Origin of the sequence: Novipirellula caenicola, assembly GCF_039545035.1 — a bacterium.
GTDB classification, from domain to species: domain Bacteria; phylum Planctomycetota; class Planctomycetia; order Pirellulales; family Pirellulaceae; genus Novipirellula; species Novipirellula caenicola.
Genome location: NZ_BAABRO010000003.1, coordinates 61,951 through 78,472, shown reverse-complemented (window position 1 = coordinate 78,472; position 16,522 = coordinate 61,951). Strand labels below are relative to the sequence as shown.

12 protein-coding genes are annotated in these 16,522 nt (G+C 55.9%); 8 read left to right on the top strand and 4 right to left on the bottom strand.

Annotated features, from left to right (window positions below; translation table 11 throughout):
• Window positions 1-209: 209 nt before the first annotated feature.
• A complete protein-coding gene (locus tag ABEA92_RS07805) occupies window positions 210-2,006 on the bottom strand; it encodes an arylsulfatase (RefSeq protein WP_345683259.1) in 1,797 nt (598 codons plus the stop codon).
• Between the two features lie 162 nt (window positions 2,007-2,168).
• Window positions 2,169-3,200: a GDSL-type esterase/lipase family protein gene (locus ABEA92_RS07800; RefSeq protein WP_345683258.1), complete on the bottom strand. Its 1,032-nt coding sequence runs from the start codon at window positions 3,198-3,200 to the stop codon at window positions 2,169-2,171.
• A 100-nt stretch (window positions 3,201-3,300) separates the two neighbouring features.
• Here ABEA92_RS07800 and ABEA92_RS07795 point away from each other — a divergent pair, with 100 nt between their 5' ends.
• The 3 genes from ABEA92_RS07795 (at window position 3,301) to ABEA92_RS07785 (ending at window position 5,060) form a co-directional block, all read left to right on the top strand.
• Window positions 3,301-3,927 carry a Uma2 family endonuclease gene (locus ABEA92_RS07795; protein ID WP_345683257.1) on the top strand — a complete coding sequence of 209 codons (627 nt, stop codon included), beginning with the start codon at window positions 3,301-3,303 and terminating at the stop codon, window positions 3,925-3,927.
• 107 nt (window positions 3,928-4,034) lie between these two features.
• Window positions 4,035-4,802: a hypothetical protein gene (locus ABEA92_RS07790; RefSeq protein ID WP_345683256.1), complete on the top strand. Its 768-nt coding sequence runs from the start codon at window positions 4,035-4,037 to the stop codon at window positions 4,800-4,802.
• Between the two features lie 63 nt (window positions 4,803-4,865).
• Window positions 4,866-5,060 carry a hypothetical protein gene (locus ABEA92_RS07785; RefSeq protein ID WP_345683255.1) on the top strand — a complete coding sequence of 65 codons (195 nt, stop codon included), beginning with the start codon at window positions 4,866-4,868 and terminating at the stop codon, window positions 5,058-5,060.
• 15 nt (window positions 5,061-5,075) lie between these two features.
• Here ABEA92_RS07785 and ABEA92_RS07780 read toward each other — a convergent pair whose 3' ends face one another.
• Window positions 5,076-6,692: a sigma-54-dependent Fis family transcriptional regulator gene (locus ABEA92_RS07780; protein WP_345683636.1), complete on the bottom strand. Its 1,617-nt coding sequence runs from the start codon at window positions 6,690-6,692 to the stop codon at window positions 5,076-5,078.
• Window positions 6,693-6,914: 222 nt separating this feature from the next.
• On the opposite strand from ABEA92_RS07780, the gene ABEA92_RS07775 reads away from it, so the two are divergent.
• A complete protein-coding gene (locus tag ABEA92_RS07775; protein ID WP_345683254.1) occupies window positions 6,915-7,499 on the top strand; it encodes a carboxymuconolactone decarboxylase family protein in 585 nt (194 codons plus the stop codon).
• 54 nt (window positions 7,500-7,553) lie between these two features.
• Window positions 7,554-8,024 carry a nuclear transport factor 2 family protein gene (locus ABEA92_RS07770; protein ID WP_345683253.1) on the top strand — a complete coding sequence of 157 codons (471 nt, stop codon included), beginning with the start codon at window positions 7,554-7,556 and terminating at the stop codon, window positions 8,022-8,024.
• 94 nt (window positions 8,025-8,118) lie between these two features.
• Here ABEA92_RS07770 and ABEA92_RS07765 read toward each other — a convergent pair whose 3' ends face one another.
• Window positions 8,119-10,413, bottom strand: a complete 2,295-nt coding sequence (locus ABEA92_RS07765) for a TolC family protein (RefSeq protein WP_345683252.1) — start codon at window positions 10,411-10,413, stop codon at window positions 8,119-8,121.
• Between the two features lie 103 nt (window positions 10,414-10,516).
• On the opposite strand from ABEA92_RS07765, the gene ABEA92_RS07760 reads away from it, so the two are divergent.
• From ABEA92_RS07760 to ABEA92_RS07750, 3 genes are all read left to right on the top strand, one after another.
• Window positions 10,517-14,086 (top strand): ABC transporter permease, encoded by a 3,570-nt coding sequence (locus ABEA92_RS07760; RefSeq protein WP_345683251.1) that lies wholly within the window; start codon window positions 10,517-10,519, stop codon window positions 14,084-14,086.
• Between the two features lie 6 nt (window positions 14,087-14,092).
• Window positions 14,093-14,839: a lipoate--protein ligase family protein gene (locus tag ABEA92_RS07755; RefSeq protein WP_345683250.1), complete on the top strand. Its 747-nt coding sequence runs from the start codon at window positions 14,093-14,095 to the stop codon at window positions 14,837-14,839.
• Window positions 14,840-15,002: 163 nt separating this feature from the next.
• Complete coding sequence (locus tag ABEA92_RS07750; RefSeq protein WP_345683249.1) at window positions 15,003-16,400, top strand: UTP--glucose-1-phosphate uridylyltransferase; 1,398 nt, start codon at window positions 15,003-15,005, stop codon at window positions 16,398-16,400.
• Window positions 16,401-16,522 lie beyond the last annotated feature (122 nt).

Sequence of the window (16,522 nt, the reverse complement as noted above, 5' to 3'; positions counted from 1 at the left end):
GCGAAACTCGCCCGAGACACGAAGCCAACAACGGACGCAGAGGATCTTTAGCAAGATCCTTTATGGGGAGAGGATCTTTAGCAAGACCCACTACGAGAGAGTCCATTCGAAAGCTTCGAGGCCGGACGCGCTCTCACGCATCGCGGCCCTGACAATCAACAGCCCTCTAGTCAATCAACAGCCCTCTAGTCAATCAACTGGCCTGCTCGTCAATCAAGGCTTTTGACGACGACGTAGTAGGCGCCGAGTTCGCCTTCGCTGATCTCGAAGACCGGGGCCAACCGATACGATCCCTTTTTCAGTTCGGTAACGAAGCTGACTTCCTTGGCACCCGCATCGACTGGCTTGCGATCGAGATCCTTGTCGTCGATACGCAGGACCGCGTGGGTAGCATCGATGGCGCTGCCCGGCGTGGTGCGAAATGCCTCTGCGGCGCCCGGAACATTTTCTCCTGCGGGTAGCGACGCGTTGATCGATGCTCCCGACTCACCAGGCCAACGCCGCAACGAGATCTGGTACTTGCCGTCACGAACCACCTTCACCGCCCAGTGTCCCTCGTGCTTGAGCTTGTCGGATTTCGGGTGTTTGCGGTCCGCCGCGCGGATCGAACCTTGATGCCACGGTGGATAGACTTTTTGAATCCAATCGTGAGCGGTCATACTGACCACGGGGTGATTGGGGTGCCCGAGGTAGATCTCGGTGGTTTGAGAGAACGTGGGTTTCAATTCATCCCACCACTTGTCGTAGAACTCTCGCATCGTCGCGACGACTTCGGGATGGTCTTTGGCGATGTTGTTTTTCTGGCCTGGATCGACGGTGATGTCATAGAGTTCCTTGCCGTTGATCAATCGATACTTCTGCGACATCACTGACGAACCTCGCCATTTGATCGGGTCGCGAACTCGCTGCGAATCACTGATCACAAAACGCTCAGGCCAATCGACGTCTTTGGCTGGATCGAGAAGCGAGGCAATGGAAACGCCATCAAACTTGACATTTTCCGGCTTTTTGACGCCCGTCATTTCCAACAGCGTGGGAACGATGTCCACGGCGTGCGTCAACTCATCGACGTCATGTTGTTTGTCGATCCCGCCGGCTGGCCAATGCAGGAAAAACGGCACGCGGTGCCCGCCGTCGTAGGGACTGCCCTTACCGGCTCTCATCCCCGCGTTATAGATCTTCGCCCCGCTGGCCGTGCCATTGTCGGTGGTGAAGACAAAGATCGTGTCGTCAGCGATCCCAAGCTCTTCGATCAACTTGCGGGTCTTGCCAACATTGTCATCGATATTGGTGATCATGCCATAGAATGCGGCAATGTTGTCGGACTGGTCTTGATACATGTCCATGTATTTTTGGGGACAATGCAGTGGTCCGTGAGGCGCGTTCGTAGCGATGTAGGCAAAGAAGGGCTTCTTCTCTTTGGCACACTTGCTGATGAACGCATTCGCCTGATCAAAGAAGACGTCGGTGCAAAAGCCTTCGGCCGGAACGATCTTGCCGTTGTGAAAATAGGCTCCGTCAAAGTAGGCGTTGTCCCACACGTCCGGCGTCTGCCCGATGCCACCGCCGCCATGGCGATAGACTTCGGTGAATCCGCGATCTTCGGGACGATAAGGATAGTTGTCGCCGAGGTGCCATTTTCCGAACATGCCGGTTTGATAGCCGGCGTCGCTGAACATCTGGCCCACCGTGACTTCGTTTTCTCGCAGCATCGATCGTCCCATGATCGTGTGCCAAACCCCAGTGCGGTTGGTCCAGTGCCCTGTCAACAGCGCTGAACGCGTGGGGGAGCAGGTCGGAGCGACGTGGTAATCGCTCAGCCCCGAACTTTCCGACGCAAGCTGATCGATGTTCGGCGTCTTGATGATCGGGTTACCGGTGCACGCCAGATCGCCATAGCCTTGGTCGTCGGACATCACGAACACGACGTTGGTAGCCGAGGCGGCAAGCGTTCCCGAGAAAAAGAGCCCAAAGCTGAGCAAGGCAATTCGAAGATTAGAAGTCATGAGTGGTGGCGACTACGAATAGGAGTTGGAAGACAAGAGAGGCGCTGTCAGGTTGACGTGGATTGTAGCGTCAAACCCAGACCGCTGCTTAATAGAACCGCAATCGACGAAGTTAGTCGATCGCGATTTCCAAGGCAAGTTTTTTCGGCACTCAGTCCCAGTTCACCTGTTTTTCGGTGTGGGTTTAACCCGAATGTCATCGCCGACCATTTTTTGCAGTGCCTCGGCGACTCGCACGGCGATCGCCTTGCTGCCCGCCGGGTTACTATGAATCCCGTCATCGCTCAACTGGAACCCGGGCATCCACATCCCCGGCGGTGCCACGGGACTCATCACCACGATTTGCCGTAGCCAAGTATCCGCCACGAGCTGGACATCCTGTTCATAGGCGATCTCACGCTCAAGACTTGCAAACGGATCGAAGATAAATCCTCGCGGGATTTCCATCAAAATCACCTCCGCGTCGTGATCGCGACAGGTTTGGATCATTTTCAGCAGATTCGCCTTTGTTGCCGCTCGCGAGTGTCCCTTCAAAAAATCGTGGCCGCCGAGTTCAATCACGACCACCTGAGGATGATCGGCAAGCACGCGGTCCATTTGCCCGAGTCCTTGTGACGTCGCGATCCCCGAAAAGCCTCGATTCACAACCGGCACGCGAATCATCGCTTCCAAAGCACCCGGGTATCCTCGATCGGGAATCATCCCTTGCGTCAAACTGTCGCCCAGACAGACCACGGGCCGAGCAGGGTCCAGTACCAGTGTGCGACTGGAATTGGCGATTGCGTGGAACTCATAAAACATCCATCCCCAACACCCCCACAATGCTGCGACACAAAACCCAGCAAACCGTCGGTCGTACAGACGATGATGTCGATAGCGAATCCGGATGGCAATCACAATCAGCATCACGCACCCGAGCACGATCATCGCAGGCGTACGTGGTACCAGCTTGACCGCCAAGATGACGAAGCAGGTCAACAGCGGAAGCCAACCTGGCCGATTTCTAAAGAGCAAGACGGAAGCCCAAACCAACCAGAACGCCACCATCCAAGGCAGCACACTCGGGAAACTCAACAGCGAGACCACCACCACGAAGGCGATAACTAGCGTCTTGAAAACCCCGAAGAGCGAAGTCTTTGGTTTGCCGAGAGAGGGCTGTTCCGACGGGGCATCGGATTCAACGGGCAGGTTCATGGATTTTGAATCACTGGCTAGGGCAAGTTGTAATTGGGCCATCATAGCCCACCCTCACCGATCGCGATCGATTTTCGGACTAACCTGTTGGATGGCCGTGATGGTACAATCAATCCACTTGAATTACACCGACGTTTTGTCAAACCGTTTTGTCGGCCAAGGGTTCCAACCAATGAGCACGGGTTTGCATTTAACCGTGGAAGAATACGGCCGCATGGTCGAGCGTGGAGCGTTTGATCACCTGAATCGCAAGATTGAGTTAATTCGCGGGGAGATACGCGAGACGAATCCGGCCGGACCTGCTCACGATGACTACATCATTTACTTGACCGACTGGTCTGCTCACAGTGCGCCAAGAGACCAGATCCGCGTAACGGTCCAAACCGGCTTGACGATCTCGAAGCTAGACAGCCGTCCTGAACCGGACCTGCTTTGGATTCGTGCCGGTCGCTATCGCGATCAACATCCAGCGGCGGCGGATGTGAAGCTAGCAATTGAAGTTTCCGACAGCACACTGAAGTCTGACTTGATCGAGAAGGCTGCACTTTATGCCGAAGCGAAGATCGTCGAGTACTGGATTGTGGACGTGCAAGGCCGCTGCGTGCATGTTTTCCGAGAACCTAAAAACGGTGAGTACACAGACCGCACCGTGGCCAAACCCGGCGAGCAACTTCTGCCACTCCAACCGTGTGCCACTGCACTGGACATCCAAGATTTGTTCGGCTGAGCAGTACACATGCAGTCATTCGTCCGATAAGAATGAAAAGGAGCAATCGTTTGGACTTCGTACATTACGATCACTCAGGAAGCTGCCTCGAGGGAATTTTCTACGCATTGACGTTCGGCGACTTTTTTGATGAACCGGAGCGGGATGACACTTGGATTAGCGTCCAAGGTGACGAGGATATTTTTGTTGAGATGGAGGAAACAGTACATCGAGACGTTAGGTGCAAAAAGGGGCATCATTATGGTGGATTGCTGAATGGGAAGTTCAACATGCGTAGCAGTACCAACGGTAAAGCCTTTAGCTGCCCGGAGGGCTATCATGTCATCTCGAGTGAGTCGAATCAGATTTTGAAGCAGGCCGGCTTTAGCAACTATCTAGTTGCTCCACTTGACCCGCAACCCTATAGCAGGCATCAACACCGACTTTGGGGGTTGTGCTTCAGTGATTTGCCCATGGATCGAGCGGTCGTATACAACGGAACGATTCCTAAATGCCCTTCTTGCGGTTCCGCAATGGTGTGCGAGTACTGTGCGATGCCTTATGGGATCTGCCGAACATGCCAAAAAGGAAAGCTGAAATACTTTGGAACTGAAAAAGCGTTTCTTGCTAGTGCGAAAGACCTAGACACCTTTGAGTTGCCAATCGTGCTGCCCGCGTATCGCCCGGTCGTTGATGGTTCAAAATGGAACGGTGAAGACTTTGTGAATCTCCATACTCGTAGTATTGTCACTCGCCGTGTGCTGCAGGTATTTCAGGAAGCAGGAATTTGCCCCGCCTATGGTGAACCGATCAAGGTTTGGGTGGACAAATGCAATGAATCGAAACTGAAGATGCTTGAGAAAGCCAAGTCCACCGATTCATTGAATAGCAAGTAGTCAGAGTGTCCCCCTAGAATCACGACCTATTAATCCCTCACGCCGACGATTACGCCGAAGCCGTTGCAGACATTAGCCGGCGGTCGAGCGAAGCGAATACCGCTGGAAGCCGATACAAACGCAAACACCGACCATGATGGTGATGGCAAATTACAATACGACCCTCATAACCCACTCTTGCTGATCACGATCGATTTTCGGACTCACCTGCTGGCTGGCCGTGATGGTACAGTCACCGTCCCAAACGACATGACGTGATCGATCAGTCGTTTCTCAGTGAATCCCTAAACTCTTGATCCGTGACGCGAGCGTCGTGGGTTTCATCCCAAGCCGCTCGGCGGCTCCACCGACTCCTGATACTTTTCCGTTAGATTGCGCTAGCGCGCGGCGAATATTGGCGGCTTCCCACTGACGTAGTTCCGCGGCCGTCATGACACGCTCGTCGTCAAGTGACGCGACGATCCCCGCCTGCTCGGTGGTTGATTTGCGGTTCACCGCTTGCACCGGATCGAGCTGGAATCGCAAACGTCCAGCCTGGGATGTGATCATGGCTCGCTCGAGAACATGCTGGAATTCACGAATATTGCCAGGCCAATCATAACGCTGCAGATCATGGACATTCGCCTTGGTCAAGCGAGGAACGGGGCGGCCGAGCTTTCGTGCAAGCTGTGCGAGCAGATGCTCGGCCAACAAGGGAATGTCCTCTTTGCGTTGACTCAGCGGCGGCAACTCGATCGGAAACACGCTCAGTCGATAGTACAGATCACTGCGGAACCGGCCTTCATCGCTTTCGTTTTTCAAATCTCGATTCGTCGCGGCGATGATGCGAACATTCACGCGGCGTGTTTGCTCTTCACCAATTCGCTCTAGTTCACCTTCCTGCAACACTCGCAATAACTTGCTTTGCAGATCAAGCGGTATCTCGCCAATCTCATCGAGGAACAGCGTACCTGCATCGGCCAATTCGAAACGGCCGACTCGATCACGCACGGCGCCCGTGAAACTTCCTTTGGTGTGACCAAAGAACTCACTGTCGTACAACTCGCGAGGGATCGCGGCGCAGTTGACCTTGATAAGCGGCCGTTCGCTGCGTGAGGAACGCCGATGAATCTCGCGGGCTACCAGTTCTTTGCCGGTCCCACTTTCACCGGTGATCAGAACGGTTGAATCGGTCGGAGCAACCAACTCGATTTGCTCGGCAACCTTTTGCAGCGCCGCACTTTTGCCCACCATGTCTCCGAACGCGTTTCTCGTCCGTACCTCCTCTTGCAAATAGTCGTTCTCCATTTCCAATCGGCGACGAAGCGACTCGATCTCCTCCCATGCCGACGCATTGGCAATCGAAGCGGCCGCGTGATTGGCGATCGTACGCAGCCAATCCAGGTCTTCGTCATTGATGGTGGTTCGGCTGAATACCGCCAGCACGCCGAGGACTTCCCCGCGGTAGACCAGCGGTTGGCCGCCGAAACCTCGAATCCCCTCTGCTCTAGCCCATTCCGGATGAACCAACCAATCGGGTTGGCCTAAAAGATTGCCGACCTCTAGTGGTTCGCCGGTCGCTGCGATCCGGCCTACTTTGCGAACGCCGATCGGAAAACGCCGAAACGCACCGTCGGTTCGCGAGAACTTTCGCTGAGGATCCACTACCGAGGCACCGGCGCTGGCTACCAAGTGCAGACAGCGGGTTTGATCGGGACACTCCTGACGCAACGGACAGGTCTCACAACCGGCGCCAGGGCGAATCAGCCAAATCCTCGCCAATGCCACCGCTGGCGATGCCGCAATGCGATCAACAATCAAGTTTAGCGCATCGTCCACCTGCAGCCGCTGAGCCAACTCTAACAGCAGCGTTTTGGGCTGATCGATCAGAGGCGTCTTTTCTTCGAGCATTCGCAAAAAATACACGACATTTCGTGAATCGCAAGCGATTTTTCGTGAATCCACGATATCTCGCAAACCTCTGCAGCTCCGACAAATCCACGCAACCCGTTTACTGCAAACGACTTCCAACTTTCAAAAGCAGTTTGGTCCGGAACGTGCCTAAGGAAGCGGTGACGAGCAGTGGCTTTCACTGTTTGCAGTTTTAAAAACCCTGATATGAGGAACGAAGCAATGACACGAATCAGCCCCATCGACCCTGCAAAGGCAACCGGCCCCGCCAAAGCACTGCTCAACGGCGTGCAGTCCAAACTGGGCATGATCCCGAACATGATGTCGACGATGGCCAACTCGACGGCTGTCTTGGACGCGTATTTGAAATTCAGTAGTGCGCTGGCCGCCGGAGCACTCTCGGCCAAGGATCGCGAGCAAATCGCGCTGGCGGTCGGGCAAGCCAATCAATGCGACTATTGCTTGAGCGCCCATACGGCGATCGGCAAGATGGTCGGGCTGACGACCGACCAGATCCATGACGCCCGATTGGCGAAGTCCGCCGACGCGAAATCCGATGCGATCTTAAAGCTCGCTGCTCTGCTGGTGGAAAAACGAGGCTTGGTCTCCGACGACGAAGTCGCCGCAGCGAAGGGCGCTGGATTGACCGATGGCGAGATCGCCGAAGTCGTGGCCAACACGGCGCTGAACCTGTTAACCAACTACTTCAATCACGTCGCGGAAACCGACATCGATTTCCCGGTGGCCGAGCCGATCGACGCCGCTGCATCCTGCGGCTGCCACGGCGATACGTGCAGCGCCGCGTGATCAACCGTTCGATTGGACCACAAACATCAAAGTATCTCGTTGGAGGAAGATCACATGTCAAAACCAACTGACATTCGCCCCCCTTTCACTCGTGAAACGGCGGTGCAAAAAGTCCGAGCTGCCGAGGATGCTTGGAACTCGCGTCATCCAGAACGCGTTTCGTTGGCCTACTCTCCCACCAGTCAATGGCGGAACCGCGAGACGTTTGTCGAAGGACGTCCTCAGATCGTCGAATTCTTGAGAGGAAAGTGGGACCGAGAACAGCAATACCGTTTGGCCAAACAATTGTGGTCATTCACGGACAACCGAATCGCGGTTCGGTTTCAGTATGAGTACCACGATGAATCTGGAAACTGGTTTCGTGCTTACGGCAATGAAAACTGGGAATTTGATCACGATGGCTTGATGCGACGCCGAGAAGCCAGCATCAATGACTACGCGATCAAAGAATCGGACCGAAAGTTCCACTGGCCACTTGGTCCCCGCCCGGCGGACCATCCCGGCTTGGAAGAGTTTGTCAAATAGTTAGATAGACAGGCTCTGATTTCTAAAGTCGGCCGCTACCACCGGCGGCCGACTCGCGGGCAACACGGCACGGCTTCGATCCAAAAAATCGTCTTTATTCCGCAGGCGTGTAGATCGCGTGGGTTTGCGTGCTGCCATTGTGCAAGTGGATACCAACGTCGTCCAATAGCGTGCCCGACTGGGCACTGACCGATACGATCGCTAGCGAGTAGCGAGACAGATCGGCAGCGTATTGACGTTCGGTTTGCAACAGCTCTTCTTGAGCATCGAGCAGGAATTCGATTTGAATCTTGTCCGAATCAAACAACACTTCCGAGGACCGCAAACGATCTTGCGCCGCTTCGTATTGCAATCGCGAGTAGTTCAGCGAAGCGTAGGCGGCATCGACCTCGGCGATTGCATCCTTGATGTCAAATTCGAGGGTCCGCTGCTGTTCGGCCAACAAATTGCGTTCTTTGGCTAACAACAGCGTCGCATTGCGTACCGCCGCACGGGCTTGTCGGCGTCCGGCAGTCACGCCCATCTCGAGCCCGAATTCCCACTCCTGATGATCGCCGGTGAAAAAGTCGTCATAAGCACTGCCAAATCGCTGCTGACCGTTCCCCGTCAACTCGTCACCGAAACCACGAAGCCGATAGCGACCGATCATGTCCAGTTGAGGCAGCAAAAAGTTCTTCGATGCCACCAACTGCAACTGCTGTTGCTGGACTTTCAAACTTTGCCGCTTCAGTTCAGTCCGATTCGCCAACGCCTGGTTGAACACACTTTCAAAGTCGAAATGGAACTCGGCTTCGGGGCCGTCTTCGATCGGATGCAGGATTTGACCATCGCTAATCGGCAATCCGACCATTCGCCGCAACTGCCGCTCGGTCGCAAACAACCCGGTTTCCGAATCGCCGCCGCCGAGGGCCAATTCGGCTTCGCGACAATAGCGGTAGTACTTCGCTCGTGCCTGAGCCTCTTTGTTTGCCTCGCCCCCATCGACTTGGGCATGGCTGCGAGCCAACACGCTCTGCCAAGTTCGATAGGCAAGGTCACGCGCCGCGATGATACTTTCGTAGCTGCGGTACTGCCGTTTCAAATCCCAATACACCGCGTACAGGTCGCGTACGAACGTACGTACCGCGATTTCAAAATCGGCTTCGGTGATGCGAGTATTTAAACGGGCAACCATGATGCCCTTTGAGAAATTGAAACCGGGTTGGGCATTTGGTCCCGCAATCGAATTGAACTGCTTGCCCGCGCCTCGCAACAGCGGCTGACGCACACCGGCTTCGAGCTGGGTTTCCCAGTAACTGGGGAAGCGATTGGCGCTACGATTATTGGCATCGTATTGCTTGCGGGTCGTCAGATCCCAGGTGGCACCCGTGAGCGTCCGTTTTTGGATCCCGGCGTTAAACGTTGCATAATCTTGCGTCAACTCTTGGACGTCGCCGCCGAGCGTCGAATTGTTGAATACACGGTCGTTGTTCTGAGACGTGGCGCTGGCGGACAATGTGCTGTCGAAGGCCGCCAACGCGGCTTGCGGTCCAAAAAAAGGATCGCTCGCGGTGATACTGCGGTCGTAGATGGTGGTGGCAGATTCGGGCGATTCCAAAATCCGCAGCCCCAACGGACGAAGCACCGGACTTTGCGATAATGCCAAGTGCAGCATTTCGTTTTCGCTGATCGGACGTGTCGGCATTCCATCGATGGTGTGGGACGCCGTTGGCAGCGAAGTCGCTTCCACCGACGGCAATTGCAGTTCCTGCGACGGTCCGGTTTGCTCGAGTTCCATCGAATCCGCGAGCGGAGTCGAGGCAAGATTCGTCGATGAAGCCGATTTCTTTTTGGGAAGCGGTGCCGGAGTTTTTGTCGCTGTGTTTGGCGTATCATTTGACGCGGCAGTGGCCCCTGCCATCGGCGTCTGCGGCGACACAGGCCAATACGATTGCGGGATGCCCAGCGTGACACCCGAGGGCGATGGCTGCGGACGACTTTCGATTTCAGCGGCGGGCGTTTCCGCAACACGACGGGGCTTGGTCGTTTTTGGCCCGGCGGGACGAATCGGATGGCTCGTCAATTGAAACACCGACGTCTCGGTCGCGTGCTTGGTTTGTGCATCACGCGTGGCCATCCGCCCTGATTCGGAAGATTCCCAAGATGTCGAATGAGTGGAGTCGACGCTGACACACCCCCCGCTAATCACCAGCAGACTGAGGGCAAATCGCAACCGACGTCGTTTCGTTTCTTGCAAATTTGCCAAGCGAAGCTCTTCCTTTCGCCGCGATTCCCTCGCGAGGGCCGGGCTAACTCGGGTCACACCGTCAATGACATGCGAAGTGAATCCCAGCGATACCGTCAGCCAAATCCGTTTGGCCGTATGATGAAGTGAATCGGTTGCTGTCATTGCCACACTCAAACCGGCAAGGCGGGATTGCTAAACACGGCACAACCGTCACCATGATGGACAGAACGATTGTGCCGATTGTGAGGAATTCTTGGTGGTCAACATGACAATGGAAACAGCGAACCCAGCGTCCCTAACCCAACGACCAACCACGTCGTTTGGCATGAAAACGATGGTGATGTCGTCGGTGCGTCATTCGTGGCGGATTTCGACTTCGGTCGCTCTCGGGGTCGCCACGGCGACGGCTGTGATCGTGGGAGCGTTGTTGGTGGGCGATTCGATGCGGGGCAGTCTGCGTGAATTGACGATCGAACGACTTGGACGCACCGATTCGATGGTCGCACCAGGCCACTTCTTCGATAGCCAACAAGTCGTGACGGATTCGGCCGACGCTGTCTCGCTGATTTTCTTTCCCGCAGGGATCGTCGAAGCCGAAAACGACGCAGGCGACGTCACCCACCGCGCCGGATCGGTGCAGTTGATCGGATGCGACGATAATTTTTGGGACCTGGGCGTGCAGAGTGTTCGTCCAGACGTGTTACCCAGCGATGATGGCGTGGTGCTGAACCAGGCGACTGCGACCGAGTTGGGGGTGAACGTGGGGGATTTGGTCACGGTGCGACTGCCGATCGAAGCCGCCGTGCCCGCCGACAGCCCACTGGGGCGACGCGACATCCAAAGCGAAGGATTGCCGCGAATGGAGGTGCTGAGCATCATTCCGGATCGCGGTTTGGGACGATTTTCGGTCACCGCCAGCCAAGCGGCTCCGCTGAACGTCTACCTTCGCCGCGAAACCGTTGCCGAAACGCTGCAGCGTGAGGGCCAGGCGAACCTGTTGCTGTTTGATTCAGCCATCGATCGCTCGGCGCTGAACATCACCCTCGAATCACTTGGACTAAATCTAAAACAGGTCAAACAGACGTTTGTCGACGCAGGCGAATCGGATAGCAGCGATAACGGCACGACGATTTTCGAGTACGCGTCGTTGACCAGCGATCAGCTGCTACTTCCCGAATCCGTCGTCGAACACACGACCAAGGCCCTCGGGCGTGACCGCGTGACACCGGTTTGCACCTATCTAGCCAATGCCATCGAACGAGTCGATGCGGACGGCAAGGTGATTGCCTCGGTGCCCTACAGCACAATCACGGCGATTGATTCCACGACGGGCTTGCCGCTGGACTACACGCTGCCCGACAACGCCAAGCAAGCCGACTCAGGTGCAACCGGCGAAACCAACATTGTGCCACTGGTCATTAACGACTGGACCGCCAAGCAGCTCGACGCGGAAATCGGCACGCCGCTGCGGATTGCCTACTACGAACCCGAAGTCGAAAACGGCAACGAGATTGAGCGACATTTCTCTGCGGTGGTGACCGGCATTGTTCCGATCACCCGGCCGGCGAAACCGTACCGTCGATCCCGCGAAGCGGTGTTTGACAAACCGCCGACGGTTTACAACGATCCCGATTTGACCCCCACCGTCCCGGGCGTCACCGACCAGGATTCGATCAGCAATTGGGATTTGCCCTTCAAACTGACTCGCGACATCTCGTCTGACGATGACGAGTACTGGAACGATTACCGGTTGACGCCGAAAGCCTTCTTGCCGCTGGCCGAAGGGCAACGCTTGTTTGGCAGCCGCTTTGGAAACACGACGGGACTTCGCATCCAAATCGCCGATGATGAAAGCGATGCCGAGCTGCGATCCAAGATACTCAGCTCGCTGGAACCTTCGTTTGACGACCTGGGTTGGTCGATTCACCGCATCCGCGAGCAACAACTTGCCGCATCGCGAGGCACAACGCCGTTTGACGCCCTTTTCTTGTCGCTCAGTTTTTTCGTCATTTTGGCGGCAGTCATGTTGATCGCGATGTTGTTCCGACTGGGGCTGACCCAGCGACTAAAACAGCTTGGCACGCTGCTGGCCATCGGTTGGACCCCGCGTCGGCTTGGACGTTTGGTGCTGAGCGAAGGAGCGGTCGTGGCAACGATCGGTGTTGTCCTGGGGATCATCGCCGGCATCGGCTATGCGATGTTTGTGTTGTGGGCGCTTCGATCATGGTGGGTCGGCGCAGTCACGGTTCCCTTTTTGACGTTCCACTGGACACTGCGAAGCTTGTTGATCGGTTCGACCGTCAGCTGGGTTGTTGCGATGGCCACGTTGGCATTGACCGTTCGCTCGATCGTGAGAGTCGACGCACGCAGTTTGTTAACAGGAAGGGACCAAGATCAATCGGCCACGACCTTACAAAAAGGAAAATCACGCGGCGTGTCTCGGTTACGGATTGCGGCGGTTTCGCTCGGCGTGCTAGCGGTTGCCGTCGCGGCGGCGGGAGCCCAGGCGGGCGGTCAAGCCGCGGCGGGTGGCTTTGTGGGCGGCGGCATGCTGTTGCTCGTCGCCGCATTGACGCTGGTCTACAGTCGACTGAAACAGCCACACCTACGATCCAACGACGCGGTCGTCACGCTTTCCTCGTATCGATCGCTCGCGACGCGGAACGCCGCACGGCATCCGCTGCGAAGCACGCTGACGATCGGGTTGATGGCCACCGCCGCGTTTTTGATTATCGCGATCACCGCATTTCGGCTGCGTCCGACCGAAGCAGGCAGTGGCGGATTCGATCTTGTCGTACAAACCGCCCAACCGCTTTACCGCGATTTTGCCAATCCTCAAATCCGCGAAGACTTGATGGGCAAGGACGCCGCAGCGATGGCCAATGCAATCGTGGCTCCGATGCGAATGCGTGCCGGGCAGGACGCGAGTTGCAACAACTTGTACCAAGCAACCAGCCCCACCGTGCTGGGCGTTCCCGCCACGTTTACCAACCTGTTCGTGGAGAATCCGGATCGTTTACCCGGCTTTGAATGGGCGAAACATGCGGCGATTGCCGAAGGCCAATCGCCTTGGGATTTGATTTCGCCCGAGGCCACCGGCACCGCAGAAGATCCGATTCCGGTGATCATTGACTTGAACACGGCGATGTGGAGTCTGCAGATGCAGAAGGGGATCGGCGAAACCAAGGCGTTTGAGTTCGAACCAGGCAAACCGCTGTATGTGAAAGTGGTGGGGCTGTTATCGAACACGCTGCTGCAAGGCAAGTTGCTGATCGGTGAATCAAATTTTGAAACGCAGTTCTCCAATCTCAGTGGTTATCGCTACTTCTTGATCGATGCCGAATCGGACAAGATGGCCCAGGCTGCCTCGGCGCTGGAAAATCGTCTTGGCGATGTTGGGATGGACGTTTCGCAAAGCGATTCGATTCTGGCGAGCATGATGGCGGTGCAAAACACCTACCTGCGTACGTTCCAAAGTCTGGGGGCACTGGGGCTATTATTGGGAACGGTTGGATTGGCGATCGCTCAATTGCGAAGCGTGCTGGAGCGGCGTAGCGAATTGGCGGTGCTGCGAGCGATCGGGTTTACTCGCGGGCGATTATCCGCGATCGTGCTGCGTGAAACCAGCATTTTATTGTTGGTGGGCATCGGTTGTGGGGCGATTTGTGCGATGGTCGCAGTTTTACCCTACGGCATTCTAAGCGGGATAAATCCACCTTGGATCGAGCCACTGTTGATTGTGATTGGTATCGTCGTCTTCGGGTTGCTGGCAGGATTGTTAGCGGTGCGTCAAGTCGCAAAAATGCCGCTGCTTGACTCGCTACGCGGAGACTAGGAACGAATGCAGATTGTCACCCACCCCCTGACCAAAGCCTCCCATCAGATCGCGATGGACGAAGCATTGTTGCTGATCGCGGAAGAGCAAACGTCTCGTGCGGGGGGAACGTGTGAATTCGTTCGTGTCTGGGAATTCGAGCACCCGACGGTCATCGTCGGTCGATCGTCGCGGGTGGCCGAAGAAGTCGACGTCGAATTCTGTCGCAGCCAAGGGATCCCCATCTTTCGCCGCTGTAGCGGAGGCGCCTCGGTCGTCGGCGGTCCGGGATGCTTGATGTACAGCGTGGTACTCGATTTGGACCAGCGTCCCGAACTGGCTCGTATCGACGTGACCCATCAATTTGTGATGCAGCACCTACAAACGGCGGTCAATCGACAATTCCGCGGCGAGACCGAGACGGCTCGATTCCAGGGGACGTGTGACTTGACGTTCAACAATTGCAAGTTCTCGGGAAACAGCATGCGAATGGCTCGCAATCATGTGCTGTATCATGGCACGCTGCTGTATGACGGTGATTTGGCGTTGATTGCCCGCTGTTTAAAATTTGCGCCGCGACAGCCGGATTACCGTGCCGAACGGGATCATGAACAATTCATCACCAATGTTCAGGTCGACCCGGCCAACCTAGGACGTGATGTGGTCGATGTGTTCGGGGGCCGAGAAATTTGGCCGGAACCGTTACCACAGGCACAGATCCAACAGCTGTGCGAACAGCGATATGAGAACACCGGATGGAATTTCTCGCGTTAGAGGCTTATCGTCTTAGGACCGAACGTCGAGGGCTGTCTTCACCACGCATGCATAGCCGATTCAATCGTGTCCTCCGGCACACATTTTGCTTGGCAGACCGCAAAAGTGCCCCGTTCGCACATCGATCCAACTTCTCCCTTCCCTCGTTATCCACGCTTGAACCATGAATCTCGAGTCATTGAAATCGAAACTCGCTAAATATTCACAAGAGCATGTCCTGGATTACTGGGACGAACTCTCGGACGAAGAACGCCAAAATTTGGCCGCTCAAATCGAGGAAATCGACTTCGAAACGATTGCGACGCTGGTGGCGGGCAAGGACGAGAAAATCGATTTCGAATCGCTGGCAGCCAATGCAAAAACACCTCCTTCGGTCCGCGCCGACGGCAGCGGGGCCCAGTGGAGCGTCCAGGAAGCACTGCAGCGGGGCGAAGCGGCGTTGCGAGCAGGCGAAGTCGGCGCGATCCTGGTCGCCGGTGGCCAGGGAACCCGGCTGGGGTTTGACCAACCCAAAGGGATGTTTCCGATCGGTCCCGTCTCGGGCCGCACGCTGTTTCAGATTTTTGCCGACCGATTGTTGGCGATTGGCAAAAAGTACGGCGTCGCCATTCCGTTCTACATCATGACCAGCGATGCGACCGACGCGGAAACGCGAGCTTATTTCAAAGACAACGATTATTTGGGCATGTCGCCCGATGATGTGCGGATTTTTCGCCAAGGCACGATGCCCGCGGTGGATGCCGAGACCGGCAAACTGTTGATGGCTTCGAAAAGCTCGTTGGCACTCAGCCCCGATGGTCATGGCGGAACCGTGCGAGCACTCGACCGCAATGGATGTCTCGAGGATGCCAAACAACGCGGCGTCAAGTATTTGTCTTACTTTCAAGTCGACAATCCGCTGGTCAACGTGTGCGAACCGACCTTGATCGGACACCACTTGTTGTCGGGCAGCGAGATGACGACCCAGGTCATCCGCAAACGCTATGCAACAGAAAAAGTCGGAAACATCGCTTTGGCCGAAGGCAAGGTACAAGTGATTGAATACAGCGACTTGCCTCAAAAAGCAGCCGAAGCGACCGATGCGGACGGCCAATTAATCCTGTGGGCCGGCAGCATCGGGGTGCATGTGATCGACGTCGACTTCCTGTGCCGAGCCAGCCAAAACACGTCATCGCTGCCATTCCACCGGGCTCAGAAAAAGGTGCCTTATCTGGATGCCAATCAAAATCTGGTCACCCCGAGCGAACCCAACGCGGTGAAATTCGAGAAATTTATCTTCGATTTGTTGCCGAGTGCAAAAAACGCGTTTGTGGTCGAAGTGCTGCCGAGTGAAGGGTTTGCGCCGGTGAAGAATGCTGACGGAGCGGAGAACGATACACCTAAATTAGCCAGAGAAGCGATCGTCGCGCAACATCGCCGCTGGCTCGAGGCGGCCGGGGCGACCGTGGCCGAGGGAGTCAAGGTGGAGATCAACCCCCGATTTTCGTTAACACCCGAAGAGCTTCGCACAAAGATTCCCGCGAATTTGAAGATCGATGCCGATCGTTATTTTGAGCCCTGATTACAATGAGGGGGCATAATTCGTCTTGGTGACCGATACTTTTGTCTCCGGGCGTGGTTTAAACAGAGGCTCCGTCCAGATCGGGCCTGAATCGACGCCCTCCCCCCCTTCATTCCCCACCT